The following is a 16,789-nucleotide window of genomic DNA, read 5'->3' on the forward strand; positions in this document are numbered from 1 at the left end:
GTCCGGCATGGTCCATCTACAGGCCCCGAAACCCGCTGGTCCGGAACCGCCGGCAGAAGGCTCAATCGATGCCTGATCAGGAACGACGTGCTGTTATCGTGGATAGCAGTTTCCAGGCAGTTCTTAGGAGGTAATGTCCCTTGCAGCAGAACGGTTCCCACCCCCAGCGCCCAGGTGCGGTTCCAGCCATGGACGATGCGCCAGCGCTGCCCGGGCTGCGGCTTATGCGTCCCTTGGACCTGGGGGGCACCGCCGCCGTCTACCTGTACGAGCAGGAGGGGCTCAACCGACCTGTGGCGGTCAAGGTGGCCCTCCAAGGAAGCATGGACCAGCAGACCCATCAGCTCTTTCTGCGGGAGGCCAAGACCCTGGCCAAGCTCTCCACCCACCCCTGCATCCTGAGCATTTACCAGGCGCTTGTCAGCGATGACGGACGGGATTGTCTGGTGCTCGAATACGCTCCAGGCGGCAGCTGCAAGGCCATCATGCTCAAGGGAGGCATGGATCAGGAAGGCGTGCTGGACCTGGGAGTGCGCATGGCCTCGGCCCTCTACTGCGCCCATGAACGCGGAATCCTGCACCGGGACGTCAAACCCAGCAACTTTCTGATCACCGACCAGGGCCTGCCCGTCCTGGCCGACTTCGGCATCTCCTCGGGCATCTATGGAGGCGAACGGGCCGGCGGCCTTTCCATACCCTGGGCGGCTCCAGAGGTCCTGGCCAACCGCTCAGGAGGGTCCGAGGCCAGCGACATCTACTCCCTGGGCGCCTCGCTCTTCGGCATGCTGGCCGGCCGCTCCCCCTACGAGTACGCCTACCGGGCCAGGGATGAGAATCACCTGTCACAGCTGATTCTGACAGCTGAGACCCCGGTTCTGCACATGGGTGAGGCCTCTCCTATGCTGGCTGCGGTTCTGGAGAAGGCCATGGCCCATGACCGGGACGACCGCTACTACTCGGCACTTGAGTTCGGCCGCGCCCTTCAGGAGGTCCAGCAGCAGCTCTACGGCCATGCGACGCCTTTCATCGGCGAGGGAATCGACCCCTATCCCAAGGGGGATGTACGCCCGCACGCCCATACCGGAGCCATTCCGGGCGGGACGGAGAACAAGGAGTCCGGTCACACCTGGACCGGGACAGGGACCAGTTCCGAATCGCGTCTGCAACCAGACAGGGAGGCGGTCGCTGACCATGGAGACAGCCAAGCCAGGCGGTTTCCTGGCGGCCGCCGCCTGATTCTTCTGGCGCTGATCCTCGCTGCCGTCCTGGCCGTTGCCTTGGTCTGGGCCTTCGTTGTCGGCCTGCCAAACGGATCCGAGCGAGGTTCACAGCCGACTACAGGAGCCTCCCAGATCCAAACCCAGCAGGCGCAGTCCCCGGACCCGACGGATTCGAGTGGCCCCCAGGATCTGCAGGAGGGCGCGGTTCCCTCGCCCACCCAGGGTCAGGGCCGTTACCAGGGCACCACGGCAGTTTTCACCTGGGCCAATCCCGACCCCAAACCGGGAGACAGCTACGTTTGGCATCCCCTGGACCAAGGTGGCAACGACGACCGTGGCCGCAGCGTGCAGACCCGACAGCCGACCGCCCGCATCGACGATCCGCAGGGGGGCCAGACCTGCATCAGCGTCACCCTGGTGCGGGCCGACCGGAGCATGTCCCAGGAACCGACCATCATCTGCGCTGTTCAGTAAACCCTCGGTGGAAGAATTTTCACATTCGACCACCCCGACTTTCACAGACCACCAAGCCCCTGCAAACCAGCTAAAATCAGTCCTCAGAGAGAGCATTTACGGCGGTCCGGGACGAGTTAAGAAGCTAAGCCTGTGTGGCAGGACAGGAAAGGAACCCAGGGGATTATGGACTTGCAGGGAGGATTCCTGCGGATGCGCCGGGCCGGGCTGCGCCTGCGGCATGCTCTGGCCGTCCGCGCCAAGAACCCTGCCGCCATCCTGGCCGTCACGCTGACGGCGCTGGTCCTGCTCATCCTGGGCGTCTTATTCGTGCATGGGGTGGACCGCCGTGCCGTTCAGGTGGATGACGGCAGCATCTGGATCACCTCCCAGAACGAGCGTAAGGTCGCCCGGTTCAAGCCCGACATCGGAGAGGCGGACGTGGCCCTGTCGACGGGCACCGACCACTTCGACCTGGCCCAGAGCGGATACGCGGTCATCCTGGGCCGGGAGGGAGGCATGGCACCCATAGCGGCCTCCACCGCCACCCTGGGGGACACCACCCGTTCGGATGCCAGGGTCCAGCGGATGGTCAACGGACCCACACTGGTTCTCTTCCAGGCGCGGACCGGCAAAATCTGGGTGGGCCGGGCCGCTTCGCCGGGAGATCTGGACCCGCAGCGCCGGGACCCTGTGCTGACCCTGGGCTCCGGGGCCTCCGTCACCGTGGATGCCTCCGGAGCCGTCTACGCCTACCGGCCCTCGGACGGGGTCGTGTTGAGGATCGACGGACCAGACTCCCGGGCCCACCGTGAACTGGACTCCCTGACAAACCACATCCCCGTCCGGGCCACTGCCTTCAGCGTCATCGACGGAAGGCCCGTCCTTTTGGCTGGTGACCGGCTTTACTGGCCCCAGGGATCCATCCGGATACCGCACCGGGGAGACCTGCAACTCCAATCCACTCCAGTGGATATGGACCGCCAGGGACCCTGGGTGGGCCTGACCGATCAGGAAAGCGTCCACCTGGTTGATCTGGATCACCCCAGCAATAAGGTTGAGACTGTAGACACCGGCAGCAGCGGTCAACCCGCTCAACCGGTCTCCTCTGGCGGATGCCTTTGGACGGCCTGGGCCTCTTCGGGGAACAATTTCCTGCGATTGTGCGCAACAGGGACAGCCATGCCGCAGGTTCGGTCACCGCAGCCGCGTGCCTCCACCCTGGAGGCCATCGGCCCCACCTCGGATCTAGTCTTCCGAGCCAACCACCGGAGGGTCATCCTCAATGACGTACTGACCGGCGATGTCTGGAATCCCCGAACCTCCACCAAGGTGATTCGGCCGCAGTGGCAGACCATGGAGGTCAAACACACGGACAGGACCGATCAGCGTCAGGACTCGGCCGACAATCGTCAGCGGTTCGCTGCCACCTGTCGATCAGGATCCCAACCCATCCAGGCCGAGGACGACAGTCTGGGCATTCGGGCCGGATCCAGAGCCCTGCTGGATCCCCTGCGTAACGATCACCAGACCGACTGCTCGGTTCTGCGAATCGAGGATGCACGCAGCTCACAGGGCAACCTTCGCCTGACCCCGGTCATGAACGGCCGCTACCTGCAGGTGGATGCCAGCGACGCACCTGTCGGCCGGGCCCGGATCAACTACTCCATCACCGACGGACGCGGCCAGGTCTCCTCGGCTGGCATCGACCTCAACATTGCCCCAGCCAAGATGGACCGAGGCGATCAGGCACCGGTCCAGAACGATACCCCTCCCGAGTACGAGGTGGAGCAGGGAGCCACAACCACCGTCAACGCCCTGGCCGGCTTCGAGGATCCCGACGGGGACCCCCTGACCCTGGCCGGTGCCGAGTCCGTCAATTCGGATCGGATATCCCTGTCCACCAGGGCTGACGGACAGCTGACCATGAGTGCCGGATCGGCCACCTCCGGTCAGCTGGCAGTCAAAGTCACTGTTTCAGACGGAGTCATGAGCGGTCAGGGACTCATCTATTTCACCATTAGACCCGTCAACACCTTGGCCCCACTGGTCGATCCGGTCATTCGCCAGGCCACTGCCGGCCGAGAGGCCACCGTGGACCTGAGCAGGAGCGTACACGCCAATGCCGCTCAGCCCCTCCGCCTGATCCGGGTCGACAAGCCCGACGGAATCCAGACAAAGGTCAACACCGAGAGCCTTTCCTTCACTGCCACCGCCGCCAACCCGGGCACCTATTACGTGCCCTACCGGGTGGCCCAGGGTGACCGGGAGACCCAAGGGCTGGTCAGGCTGGAGGTAGAACACGACCATGGCGGATCCGCGCTGCCGGTTCCTGTCAACGATGTAGCCCTACTTGGGACCGACCAGACCGCCATCGTCGACCCGCTCGACAACGACCTGGATCCCATGGGCGGAGTGCTGGCCCTGACCGATGTGCGGGTGGATCCGGACTCCGGCATCAAGGCCGGCATCGTGGACCACCGCCGGGTCTACCTGTCTGCCAGAAAAATCCCCACACGGCCGCTGAGCATTGCCTACACAGTTGCCAACGCCAGCGGCAGCGCCCAAGGGACCATCGTCCTGCAGCCTCCCTCCCTGAGCAGGGCAGCCTCAGCGCCCAAGGCCCCGAATCTGACGGTAGGGGTCCGCTCATCGGGCCTGGTCACGGTTCCAGTCATGGACAAGGTCACCCACGCTGACGGGACCAGCGTCACCCTGGACCAGCAGCTGACTACGGATCAGCGGGTCTTTGCGGGACTGGCCTTCGTATCCGGGGATACGGTCAGATATCAGGCCAGCGAGCGCACCGGGGACTTCACGGCCACCTATACGGTCAGGGACGATCTGGGCAACGCGGCCTCAGGCACCATCACCTTCCGGGTGCATGCCTCCGACCCGGCCAGCAAGCCCGCGCCTACACCCAAGGATCTGCGGGCCCAGGTGGCTGCCGGGACCAAGGTGCGCATCCCCGTTCCCCTGACCGGCATCGACCCGGACGGAGACTGCGACACCCTGTCCGGCTTGGGCAATCAGGCACCCAGGCTGGGCAGGATCGTCAAAGCCGGTGCCGACTACCTGATCTATGAGGCCTATCCCGACTCGCATGGCACTGACGAGTTCACCTACGCCGTGGAGGACTGGATGGGGCAGCGCGCCCAGGCACACGTGCGCATCGGCGTCTTCCCCGACTCCTCGGTGACCGGGGTCTTCGCCCGGGACGACAAGGTCAAGCTGCGGCCCGGGACCGTGGCCGACGTGCCGGTTCTGCTCAACGACATCTCCGGGGATGACGACTCCTTGAGCCTGGACCCCCACCTGGAGCGCCAGGGCCTGGACCAAGCCAGCGTAAAGGACGACATGATCCGGCTGACCGCCCCCTCACAGCCAGGCACCTCCTATCTGGTCTACCGGGCTCACAACCGGGCAGGGCTGAGCGACCAGGCCACCCTGACCGTGGTCTCGGATCCCCAGGCCCCCATCCAGCCGCCCATAGCGCAGGATTACCAGGTGGCTCCCGAGGATACGGTGGACAAGCGCAGCGTGGAAGTCAATCTGGCCGACTCCATCAGCAATCCATCCGGCACCCTCGATGACCTGCGCCTGGGGATTCATCCTGGGGCCAGGGCCCATGCCAGGACCGTAGGCGAAACCGGCTCCACCAAGCTGGTCATCGACCTGACCAACCAGGCCAGGGCCGTGCCTTACACCGTCACCAACACCCGGTACAAGATCACCTCAATGGCCTTTGTGAAGGTCCCCGCCTATGGGGTATTCCCCCCGGTCCTAAGACCACGCGCTCCGGCCCTCAAAGTGCGGGCTGGTCAGAGCATCACCATCGACATCGCCGATCAGGTCAGGGTGGGCGCAGGCAAGACCGCACGGATCACCTCCCGCCAGTCCGTTTCCGCCACCAAGTCCGACGGGTCCGACCCCTATGTGGACGAGCACACCCTGAGGTTCACCGCCGCCAAGGACTATGCCGGTCCAGCCTCATTGACCTTTGCCGTCCGTGATGGGGATCCAGGCAGCCAGGCCATCGTCAACGAGTCGGTGCTGACCCTGCCCATCACCGTAACAGGCGGCAGAGCATCCCCGCCTGTCCTCTCGGCACCGGTCATCGATCTGGTGGCCGGGGAGCCGGCACAGACCATCTCCCTGCCTGCCATGACCCGTTGGCCTCAGGGAAGCGACCCAGCAGACAGCACATTCTCTTCCGGGGACCCCCAGGGGCCGATCCATGCCAAGCTGAGTCCTCGGGGCCAGCTGAACGTGTCCGCTGACAAGACCGCAACGCCTGGCACCAAGGCCACCCTGTCGGTAACCATCGCCGGTTCATCCGGCCAGGTGCATACGGTCCTGACCTTCCGCATCGTCGCCACCACCCGGCCTCTGGCTTCGGTCCCCTCACGCCAGGTGGGGCTCAAAGCCGGTCAGAGTCTGGAATTGAACCTATTCGACGATGCCCTCAACCCCTTCCCCGACACCCCGCTGCGCGTGGTCGGCCTGGTCAGCGACGACACCTCACGTCTGACAGCCAGCAACCTGGGCGACGGGAGGATCGCCATCAAAGCCGATCGTGACATCGGCGCCTCCACCAACACCATTCTGGCCACGGTCGAGGATGGCAGCCGGGATCCGGGCCGCCGGGTGAGCGCCACCATCACCGTGGGCATCATCGACCGCCCTCAGGCCCCCAGAATGCTGTCGGGCGCGGCCCAGGCAGGCGACGGAACGGTTCTGCTGGCCTGGGAGCCGGGTGCAGCCAACGGCAGTCCGGTGGACGAGTATCGAGTCTCCTACACCTCATCGGCAGGCTCGGGACAACGCTCCTGCGGCAATGCCGTCACTTGCCGGGTCGACGGGTTGGACAACGGCCATGATTACTCCTTCACTGTCCAAGCCCATAACCAGGTGGGCTGGTCCCCCGCCTCCTCGCCGGCGGCAGCAAGGCCAGACGCACTTCCCGGAGGCGTGCAGGCACTGACTGTGGACGGCGGCAGCAAGGAAACCCTGACCGTCACCTGGCGTTTGCCAGAGAATCATGGCTCACCCATCCAGGGCTATACGGTCCACGGGGAGGGTTCCGGCTGCGGTTCGCCACGATGGCGGTCGGCCACCTCCACCAAGGCGGTCTTCGATGTGGGTCATGACGAGTCCGGAGGCACCTGCACAGTGAGCGTGACCCCAGCCAATATGGCCGGATCAGGACCTGTGGCCTCAGCCTCTGGAGCCACCTGGTCGCACCCGGATCCGCCTGCATTCCAGACTCTGGAGTACCAAGGCAAGGATCAGGTCAAGCTGGTCCTGAACCCTGGTGCCGAACACGGCCGACCCTGCGCAGACATCCAGGTGAGCATCGATGGCCTCGACCCCGGCAAGGCTTCCTGGACCCTGCCATGCGGTCAGCCGGAGGTCAGTGATGTCATCACCCTGCCCGCCGGATCAGTCAAACCTGGTGCCAGGCTGAACTTCCGGGCGGTAGCTCGCATCCGTGGAGTGGGGTCCGAAGGCCATTCGCCCGCCGCCACCAAGGAGCTGACCCTGCCCGAGGATGCCGACAAACCAAGCGACAAGACCCTTACCCGTCAGGGGTCCCTCAGCAGACAAGGATGAATGACCATGGATGATCGAAGCGCACAGGAACCCATCCAGCAGGACGGCACCATCCCGGATGACGCGACCAGGAGGAGTACCCCCAAGGCCGCCCGCGAGGCAACCAACGAAGGCCGACGGATCCCCGCCGACCGACTGGATGTACTCAAGCGACAGCGCCAGGCCCTCATGGCCGGTCTGGGGCAGCAGGAATCTGACTCGGCGGCGAACGACGACCGGACCAGGCCCGGCCGCATCCCCGTGGCTGCCGGACAAGAAATGAATCAGAAATCCGGGACGGAATCTGCCCCATCGGACCGCACCATGGTGGAAGACGGGACTATCCCCGGTCATCAGCCAGTCCGTGACCTGTTCTCCCGGTCCTCCTCAGCTCCTGCAGGGCCTGACCTCGTCGACGCCACCGATCAATCCCGTCACCCACAGCTGGAGCGCACCTCAGTTCCCAGATACGAAGTCGAGACCGGGCAGAACCAACGGCCTCCCACCGAAGCAGGAGGTCAGGCATCAGAGACCAGGCAGCAGCGACGTTCAGGCCATGCCACAGGCAAGAACCAGGCCCCCGTGGATGTGTCGACCTTCGCCAACCTCTTCCGCTCCATCGTGGACAACGTCGGCCAGGCGGTGCTGGGCAAGGAGGAAACCGTCGCCTTATGTGTCACCGCCCTGATCGCGGGAGGCCATGTGCTCCTGGAAGACAATCCGGGCACTGGCAAGACCCAGCTGTCACGCGCCCTGGCTGCCTCCATCGCCGTGGACTGCAAGCGGATCCAGTTCACCCCGGACCTGCTGCCCTCCGACCTGTTGGGTGTGACCTTCTATGACCAGGCTCAAGGACAATTCTCCTTCCGGCCCGGCCCGGTCTTTGCTTCCCTGGTTCTGGCCGACGAGATCAACCGAGCCTCCCCCAAGACCCAGTCGGCCCTGCTGGAGGTCATGGAGGAGGGCCAGGTGACCGTGGATGGCCGCACCTACCGCCTCCCTCGGCCATTCATGGTGATGGCTACTCAGAATCCCATCGAACAGCTAGGCACCTATGCCCTGCCCGAGGCTCAGATGGACCGCTTTCTGATCCGCACCTCGCTTGGGACGCCTGGGCACGATGCCAGCATGCGCATTCTTGAAGAAGCCGACATCCGCGACCGGGCAGGCCTGGTGGAACCGGTGGTCGACGCCGCCCAGGTGGAGGCCATGGCTGCCTGCGCCTCCAAAGTTTTCTGCGATTCCTCCATCATGGAATACGTCATCCACATCATCGAAGCCACACGGCACAGTCCCGCCATCCGGGTCGGCTCCTCCATCAGAGGCGGGCTGGCTCTGGTCCGTTGCGCCAGGATCCGGGCCTGCGCCCAAGGCCGTGACTACGTGATTCCCGATGATGTCAAGAAACTGGTCGACCCCATCCTGGCCCACCGGCTGATCCTGACCTCCCAGAGCAGGCTGGCGGACATGGATGAACACCAGGCGCTGGCCGAAGCCCTGGCCAAGGTCCCCGTCCCCACAGGAGAGCAGTGAGCCATGACCGCCTTCGCCAGCCGAACTGCCCCGAAAGCTAGACCGACATCCTCGACAGGATCCGAACAGAGCCTGCAATCCCGGGCCGCCGGCCTATGGCAGTCGATCACTGCCCTGGGCCGGGCTATGGCTCTGGCCACGCTTCTGTGCGTTCTGGCCTTCGCCCCTACAGGCTGGCGTGAACTGCTGGCGGGCGCTCTGCTGGGCGTGGGCATGCTCCTACTGGGGTTGTTGATGAGCCTGGGCAACCTGTCCTGTAGCGCTGAAACGAGCCTGGACCAAGGCCACCTGGAGGTGGGTGGCCAGGCCGAGCTGATCCTGGTGCTGACCAACCCAGGCAGCCGCTCCACCCGCCGCGGCCGAATCGGCCTGGCCCTAGGCCAAGGAACCGTCATGGCACCGCTGCCAGCCCTGACACCCGGTCAGAGTCACCAGATCCGCTTGAAACTGGAGGCCAGGTCCCGTGGCGTGATTGACCTAGGCCCGGTGACCATGGAGGCTGGGGATCCGCTGGGGCTCATCCGTCGCCGCCGAATTCTGAGCGGCGCCCGCAAACTCTATATCCATCCCCGCACGGTGACACTGCCGCCCCTCGAAGCCGGATTGGAGCGCGACCTGGAGGGGGACCCTGGCCCCGGCATTGTCGACGACGATCTGGAATTCCATGCCCTACGCCCCTACGTTCCGGGCGACGACATAAAACGGGTTCACTGGTTATCCACCGCCCGGGCCGGCACCCTGATGGTCCGCCAGTACGAGCCCACCCTGCGCACCAGAATCAAACTGATCCTGGACGGCCAGGCCATCTCCTACAGGAGCGCGGATGAGTTCGAGCTGGCAGTCGAAATCTATGCCTCTCTGGGCTGCCGATGCCTGCTTGACGGCCGTCGGCTGCAAGCACTGGCCCCAGAACCGGACGATCCCGATGCCCATGGGACCACCACCCTGCCTACGGAGGATCCCCGAAGCTTTCTGGATGCCTGCAGTGCCATCCGCCCCCGCCAGGACAGCTACGACAAGCCCGATCTGGCTGATGCTCCCGAGCAAACCAGTCTGACCATCCTGGTGACCGGTCCGCTGGGTGACCGCCAACCCTCAGTCCTAGCGGACGGATCGGCCCAGAACGCATCCCCGGTCATGCTGCTAGCTGCTGACCTGGATGCCCATCCAAGCCTGCAGACGCAACCGGGGTTGGTCAACGCTGTTGTGGGCAACAGGAAGGACCTTCCCATCCTCTTGGAGAACCAGCCATGAGCACATCCGCATCATGGATGGACCAAGCCCAGAGGGAACCTATCCGCCTGATCGACCGGTCTGGTCTGCAATCCACTGTCGACCCGACCAGGCGCCGCTCCCCCGCTATTCTGGTCGCCGCATTGGCCCCACTTGATCTGCTGGCCGGACTCCAGCTGCTGCCGGTCTATGGCAGCCTGCCCTTCTGGCTGACAGTGGGAGCCGCCGCCTGTCTGACCGGACTGCTGATCGCCATGCTCCCCCGCCGTGGGATCGCCACTGCCCTTCTCCAGCCTCTGCTGCTGATTGCCGCCCAGTTCCTACTAGGACCTATATTCGCTCTGAACGGGACCACCATGGCCCATGTCCTGCCCACCCGGGCAACCCTGGCACAAGGATGGTCCGCCACCTTCGGCGCGTTCAAGACCCTGGCAGCCATCGACCCGCCCCTTGGACAGGAGGCAGGCGGACTGATGGCCCTGTGGACGCTGATGCTCTGGACCTGTTACCTGGCCGTGCTGCTGGCCCGCCATGGTCTAGGCCGCAACCTGGGACGGCCGGCGCACCCCGTAGCCGTCCTGACAGCCACCCTGCCCATCCTGGCCACCATGGCTGTGTCAGCTGCCCTGGGCACCAGCAGAGGCCTCTATCCGGCATTGACAGGTGGCATCCTCTGGCTGCTCCTGCTGATCTGGTGCGCCAGTGGTCTGGGGCTGCTGCGTCTGCAGGGGCCCGCATCCGCCCTCCTGACCCTAGCCCTGGCAGCCGGACTGATGTTCTCCGCTGGGCTCCTGCCCGCCCCGACCCGACTGGTCATTCGCGACCACTACCAGCCGCCCATAGACCCCTACCAGTTCACCAGCCCCTTGAGCGATTACCGCGCCTACATCAAACGTCACCGCGACGATATCCTAGTCACGGTCCGCAACCTGCCCGCTGGCACCCCAGTCCGTATGGCCGTCATGGACCGTTATGACGGCAAGGTCTGGAATCTGTCCGACTCCTCAGGTGCAGGAGCCGCCGACTACCGGCGCATCGGCGTTCAGATCCGCACAGAAACACACCAGGAGAAGGCCAAAGACACCAAATCGACCGGACGACCTTTTACAGCAACCTTCCAGATTCGAGAGGGATTCAACCACGCCTGGTTGCCTTCCGCTGGACAGGTCAACGGTATCGATACGGATAAGGGCCTGCAAAGGGAGGATCTCTACTTCAACAAGGCCACAGACACTGTCCTGACCGATCAGGCCCTGCAGAAGGGAACCAGCTATACAGTGCATGGCCTGGCCGAAGATAGACCAGCAACCCGTCGCATCGCCGACAGCGATCCGGGAGATGTGCAGGTGCCTCCCCTGGCGGATGCTCCAGAGAGCCTGCCCAAGGCGGCTGCCTCCATGACCTCCATGCAGGTGCGCGGCGGTGCCAGGGCTCTGGCCATCGAGGAACGGCTGCACCGGGAGGGGTGGTTCTCCCACGGTCTGGCCGGCGATTACCCCTCGGCCTCCGGCCACGGCGACTATCGAATCAATCAACTCCTGCAGGGCCAGGCCATGGTGGGCGACAGCGAACAATACGCCTCAGCCATGGCCCTCCTGGCCCGGCAGATGGGCCTGCCATCCCGGGTGGTCTTGGGATTCCTGCCCAAGAACCGTGACGGCTCCATCAGCAGGGAACGGACCAGGACCCAGGCGGACGGCAGCACCAGAATCGACTTCACAGGACGCGATGCCCAGGCCTGGGTGGAGGTCAACCTAGAGGGTCTGGGATGGGTCCCCTTCTACCCCACGCCACCGGAGACCAAGACCCCTGACAGGTCCCTGGACTCTACGCCACCCAACCCGCGTACCCTGGTTCGCCAGCCACCGCCCCCGCTGGTCGATCCTCCCCGCGACGACCGGACCACCCAGGGTCGGACTACCGTCGGCGGGCAGGAAGCATCCCGGCAGTCTTCACCCTCCTTCTGGAAGCGGTACGGCCCTTTGATAGCCAAAGTGGCGCTCTGGACCATGCCGGTCTGGCTGCCCGCTCTCCTGGCTCTGCTCCTGCTGGCCGTCAAGGCTTGGTTGCGCCGACGGGCCCGGTCGACCGGCGATCCGAAGACACGCATCCGCGCCGGCTGGCGACAGATCGGCAACCTGGGCAGACAGACCGGCCTGTCCTTGGATGGCACCCGTAGCGAGCAGGCAGCTCTGATCGCCCAGACCCTGCTGACCGACCCCCCAGGGTCCTCGTCGGCTGGGCTGCATCGGGATCTGGATCGACTGCGCAACATGGCTGATCAGGCCTCGTTCGACCGTCACCCTTCAGATGAGCAGGAGGTCGAAGACTGCTGGCAGCTGGTCGACAAGCTCAGATCCGCCATTCTGGCATCCCTGCCACGAACCCGGCGTTGGCGCACCCTGCTTTCCCCTAGGCACCTGCGCTGACCTGCCTGCAACCTGGACCGCGAGAAAAACAAGATGAGGGCCCGTGCAATCGTAGCGATTACACAGGCCCTCATCCTTTATCACATATCCGGTAGCCGAATCCGCCAAGCCGGGTCATCCGGCTCAAGCGAATCGGCGGCTACCGGTTGCTCAGACGCTCACTGGTTGGAGTGCTGATCCTCCGAAGAGGAGAAGGTGGCCGAACCGGACTGCTGGGACGGATTCTGGGCGGAGTCACTGCCATCGGCGGCATCCGAAGATCCCGTGTTCGTGGTGGCAGCCGTCTGATCGCCGGCCTCAGCTGACGGATCCTGCACGTTGGGGGTGTCCAGATGGTTCTGGCCGCCCTGGTCATTGAGGAAATCGTCCGGGTTGAAGTCGTCGCCCAGCTTCAAGTCCCCGAAGTCGATGTTGGAGAAGTCTACATCATTCAGATCAGCATCGCTCAGATCCACGTCGCCGCCACCCAGACCGAAGTTGGGGTAGATGGTGTCGCGGATGGCCTTGTCGGGCTCCACAGTGGCGTTGCGGTACCTGGCCAAGCCGGTGCCTGCCGGGATCAGCTTGCCGATGATCACGTTCTCCTTGAGGCCCTTCAGGTCGTCGACCTTCTGGTTCAGGGCGGCCTCGGTGAGGACGCGGGTCGTCTCTTGGAAAGAGGCGGCCGACAGCCAGGAGTCGGTGGCCAAGGAGGCCTTGGTGATGCCCATGAGCTCGGGGCGTCCAGCGGCCGGCTTTCCTCCGGCCTTGACGGCCTTCATGTTGGCAGCCTTGAACTTGGCCTGGTCGACCAATTCGCCGGGCAGGAGGTCGGTGTCGCCCGAGTCGATGACCGTCACGCGACGGAGCATCTGGTGGACGATGACCTCGATGTGCTTGTCGTGGATGTCCACGCCCTGGGAGCGGTAGACCGTGTGCACCTCATTGACGATGTTCACCTGGGCGGCACGCGGTCCGAGGATACGCAGGATCTTCTTGGGGTCTACGGAGCCCTCAATCAGCTGGGTGCCGGCCTCGACGTGCTGTCCATCCTTGACCATCATGGGCGCACGGCGGGTGACCGGGTAGGTCAGCGCCTCCACGGAGGTGTCATCCGGGGTCAGTGTCACCTGACGGCCGCGGTCGGTGTCCTCCACCTTGACGGTTCCAGGGAACTCCGCAATGGGTGCCTCGCCCTTGGGGGTACGGGCCTCGAAGAGCTCGGTGACACGGGGAAGACCCTGGGTGATGTCGGAGGCCGAAGCCACGCCGCCGGAGTGGAAGGAACGCAGCGTCAGCTGGGTGCCAGGCTCGCCTATGGACTGCGCGGCCACAATGCCCACGGCCTCGCCAACGTCCACCAGCTTGTTGGTGGCCAGGGACCAGCCGTAGCACTTGGCGCACACCCCGCGGGTAGACTCGCAGGTCAGGACCGAGCGGGCCTTGACCTCCTCCACGCCGTGGGCGACCATGTCGCGAAGCACGTCCATGGACAGGGCATCGCCGCGCTTGTAAAGCACGGTCTTGCCGTCCTTGGGGTCGATAACGTCGGCGGCCAGGAGCCTGGAGTAGGGTCCGCCGTCGGCGGCCTTGACCAGGACCAGGTTGCCCTGCTCGTCGCGCTCGGCCACCTTCATGGTCAGACCGCGCATGGTGCCGCAGTCCTCCTCGCGCACAATCACATCCTGGGAGACATCAACCAGACGACGTGTCAGGTAGCCCGACTCGGCGGTACGCAGTGCGGTGTCGGCCAGACCCTTGCGTGCGCCGTGCTGGGAGATGAAGTACTCCAGCACCGAAAGACCGTCATGGTAGTTGGACTTGACCGGTCGAGGGATGATCTCGCCCTTGGGGTTGGCCACCAGGCCTCGCATGCCGGCGATCTGGCGGATCTGCATCCAGTTGCCTCGTGCGCCGGACTGGACCATGATGTTCACATTGTTGTCCGGAGTGAAGTGCTCCTGCATGGCGTCAGCCACCTTGTCGGTGCACTCGGTCCACAGGTTGATCAGCTCCTGACGGCGCTCTTCGTCGGTCAGCAGACCCATGTCATACTGGGAGTTGACCTTGGCAGCCTGTCCCTGGTACTCGTTGACGATCTCGCTGCGCTCGGGCGGCACCACGATGTCGGAGAAGGCCATGGTCACGCCGGACCACTGGGCCCGGGTGAAGCCCAGATCCTTCAGGGCATCCAGGGTGGCCGCGACCTGGGCGGTCGAGTACCGGGTGGCGATGTCGTCCACAATGCCGGACAGCTTGCCCTTGGGCACCTGCTCGTTGATGAAGGGGTAGTCCACAGGCAACGTCCGGTTGAACAGGACCCGCCCGTAGTTGGTGGCGAACAGACGGGAGCCGTCCTTGAAGACCTCCTCCTTGACCACGTCGGGGCTGCCGGGCTCGGGCTCGACGACCTTGAGGTCGCCGGGCTTCCAGTCCTTGGGCATGACGAAGTCGGCGGGGACCCGCAGCAGGATCTTGGCCTGCATGTCGATCTCACCCAGGTCCAGGGCCATCCGGGCCTCAGCCAGGCTGGAGAAGATCCGGCCCTGGCCCTTGGCGCCGTCAACCACCGTGGTCAAGTAGTACAGACCCAGAATCATGTCCTGAGAAGGCATAGTGACCGTGTGGCCGTCGGCAGGCTTGAGGATGTTGTCGGAGGCCAGCATGAGCGAGCGGGCCTCAGCCTGGGCCTCAGCCGACAGGGGCAGGTGAACTGCCATCTGGTCGCCGTCGAAGTCGGCGTTGAAGGCCGCGCAGGCCAGCGGGGGCAGGTGGATGGCCTTGCCCTCGACCAGGATGGGCTCGAAGGCCTGGATGCCCAAACGGTGCAGCGTAGGCGCACGGTTGAGCAGGACGGGATGCTCGGAGATGACCTCCTCCAGCACGCCCCAGACCTCGGGGTCGCCACGGTCCACCAGGCGCTTGGCGCTCTTCATGTTCTGGGCGTAGTTGAGGTCCACCAAGCGCTTGATGACGAAGGGCTTGAAGAGCTCCAAGGCCATGGGCTTGGGCAGGCCGCACTGGTGCATGCGCAGGGAGGGCCCGACTACGATCACGGAACGGCCGGAGTAGTCCACACGCTTGCCCAGCAGGTTCTGACGGAAGCGGCCCTGCTTGCCCTTGAGCATGTCTGCCAGGGACTTCAGGGGACGGTTGGAGGCTCCGGTGACGGGACGGCCACGGCGGCCGTTGTCGAAGAGGGAGTCCACAGCCTCCTGGAGCATGCGCTTCTCGTTGTTGAGCATGATCTCGGGAGCGCCCAGCTCGATCAGGCGCTTGAGCCTGTTGTTGCGGTTGATGACGCGCCGGTAGAGGTCGTTCAGGTCGGAGGTGGCGAAACGGCCGCCATCCAGCTGCACCATGGGGCGCAGGTCGGGCGGAATGACCGGGACGACATCCAGGACCATGGCCTCGGGCTTGTTGCCGGTGTTCAGGAAGGCGGAGACCACCTTGAGCCGCTTGAGGGCACGGGCTTTGCGCTGGCCGGAGCCGGTATCGATCTCGTGGCGGAGCTCCTTGGCGGCACCCTCCAGGTCGAAGTCCTGCAGGCGCTTCTTGATGGCCTCGGCACCCATGCAGCCCTCGAAGTAGTCACCGTAGCGGTCCTGCATCTCCCGCCACAGGTCCACGTCGCCTTCCATATCGCCGGGCTTCAGGGTCTTGAAGCGGTCGAAGACGGCGGTGATCCTCTGAATCTGATCGTCGTAACGCTTGCGGATGGCGGTCATGTCCCGCTCGGCACCGTTGCGCAGACGTGCCTTCATAGAACCTTTGACCTCGTCGGTCTTCTCCAGCTCGGCCAGGTCCTCTTCCAGCTTCTTAGCGCGCTTGTCTATCTCCAGGTCGCGCTTTTTCTCCAGCTGGGAGATTTCGTTGTCGAACTCGTCCTGCAGGTCAGGCAGATCCTTGTGGCGCTGCTGCTCGTCCACCTTGGTGACCATGTAGGCCGCGAAGTAGATGACCTTCTCCAAGTCCTTGGGCGCAATGTCCAGCAGGTATCCCAGCCGGGAAGGCACGCCCTTGAAGAACCAGATGTGGGTGACGGGGGCGGCCAGCTCGATGTGGCCCATACGCTCGCGGCGGACGCGGGAGCGGGTGACCTCCACGCCGCAACGCTCGCAGACGATCCCCTTGAAGCGCACGCGCTTGTACTTGCCGCAGGCGCACTCCCAATCTCGGGTGGGTCCGAAGATCTGCTCGCCGAACAGACCGTCCTTCTCGGGCTTCAAGGTACGGTAGTTGATGGTTTCGGGCTTCTTGACCTCGCCATAGCTCCAGCCGCGGATGTCGTCGGCGGTGGCCAGTCCGATTCTCAGTTTGTCAAATGCATTGACGTCCAGCACTCTGTGT

Annotated in this window: 6 protein-coding genes; 5 read left to right on the forward strand and 1 reads right to left on the reverse strand. The window is 64.6% G+C overall.

All coding sequences use genetic code 11. The features are described from left to right. The first annotated feature begins 140 nt into the window (after positions 1 to 140). From J3T93_RS04145 to J3T93_RS04165, 5 genes are all read left to right on the forward strand, one after another. A complete protein-coding gene (locus J3T93_RS04145) occupies positions 141 to 1,694 on the forward strand; it encodes a serine/threonine-protein kinase (protein WP_267430645.1) in 1,554 nt (517 codons plus the stop codon). Between the two features lie 165 nt (positions 1,695 to 1,859). Beyond that, positions 1,860 to 7,286, forward strand: coding sequence for an Ig-like domain-containing protein (locus J3T93_RS04150; protein WP_267430647.1), 5,427 nt, complete (start codon positions 1,860 to 1,862; stop codon positions 7,284 to 7,286). A gap of 6 nt (positions 7,287 to 7,292) precedes the next feature. Continuing rightward, entirely contained in the window at positions 7,293 to 8,798 is a 1,506-nt protein-coding gene (locus tag J3T93_RS04155; protein WP_267430649.1) for an AAA family ATPase, read from the forward strand. A 3-nt stretch (positions 8,799 to 8,801) separates the two neighbouring features. Next, positions 8,802 to 10,052 (forward strand): DUF58 domain-containing protein, encoded by a 1,251-nt coding sequence (locus tag J3T93_RS04160; protein WP_267430651.1) that lies wholly within the window; start codon positions 8,802 to 8,804, stop codon positions 10,050 to 10,052. Continuing rightward, positions 10,049 to 12,460 (forward strand): transglutaminase-like domain-containing protein, encoded by a 2,412-nt coding sequence (locus tag J3T93_RS04165; RefSeq protein ID WP_267430653.1) that lies wholly within the window; start codon positions 10,049 to 10,051, stop codon positions 12,458 to 12,460. Before J3T93_RS04160 ends, J3T93_RS04165 begins: the two co-directional genes overlap by 4 nt. Before the next feature lie 158 nt (positions 12,461 to 12,618). On the opposite strand, the gene J3T93_RS04170 is transcribed toward J3T93_RS04165, so the two are convergent. Next, positions 12,619 to 16,782 (reverse strand): DNA-directed RNA polymerase subunit beta', encoded by a 4,164-nt coding sequence (locus tag J3T93_RS04170; RefSeq protein ID WP_267430655.1) that lies wholly within the window; start codon positions 16,780 to 16,782, stop codon positions 12,619 to 12,621. Positions 16,783 to 16,789 lie beyond the last annotated feature (7 nt).

The sequence above is a fragment of the Bifidobacterium sp. B4111 genome (assembly GCF_026537235.1).
Lineage (GTDB): Bacteria > Actinomycetota > Actinomycetes > Actinomycetales > Bifidobacteriaceae > Bombiscardovia.

Coding starts and splice junctions, on each gene's coding strand:
- J3T93_RS04150 (WP_267430647.1), top strand. CDS start 1,860: ATGGACTTGCAGGGAGGATTCCTGCGGATGCGCCGGGCCGGGCTGCGC.
- J3T93_RS04155 (WP_267430649.1), top strand. CDS start 7,293: ATGGATGATCGAAGCGCACAGGAACCCATCCAGCAGGACGGCACCATC.
- J3T93_RS04160 (WP_267430651.1), top strand. CDS start 8,802: ATGACCGCCTTCGCCAGCCGAACTGCCCCGAAAGCTAGACCGACATCC.
- J3T93_RS04165 (WP_267430653.1), top strand. CDS start 10,049: ATGAGCACATCCGCATCATGGATGGACCAAGCCCAGAGGGAACCTATC.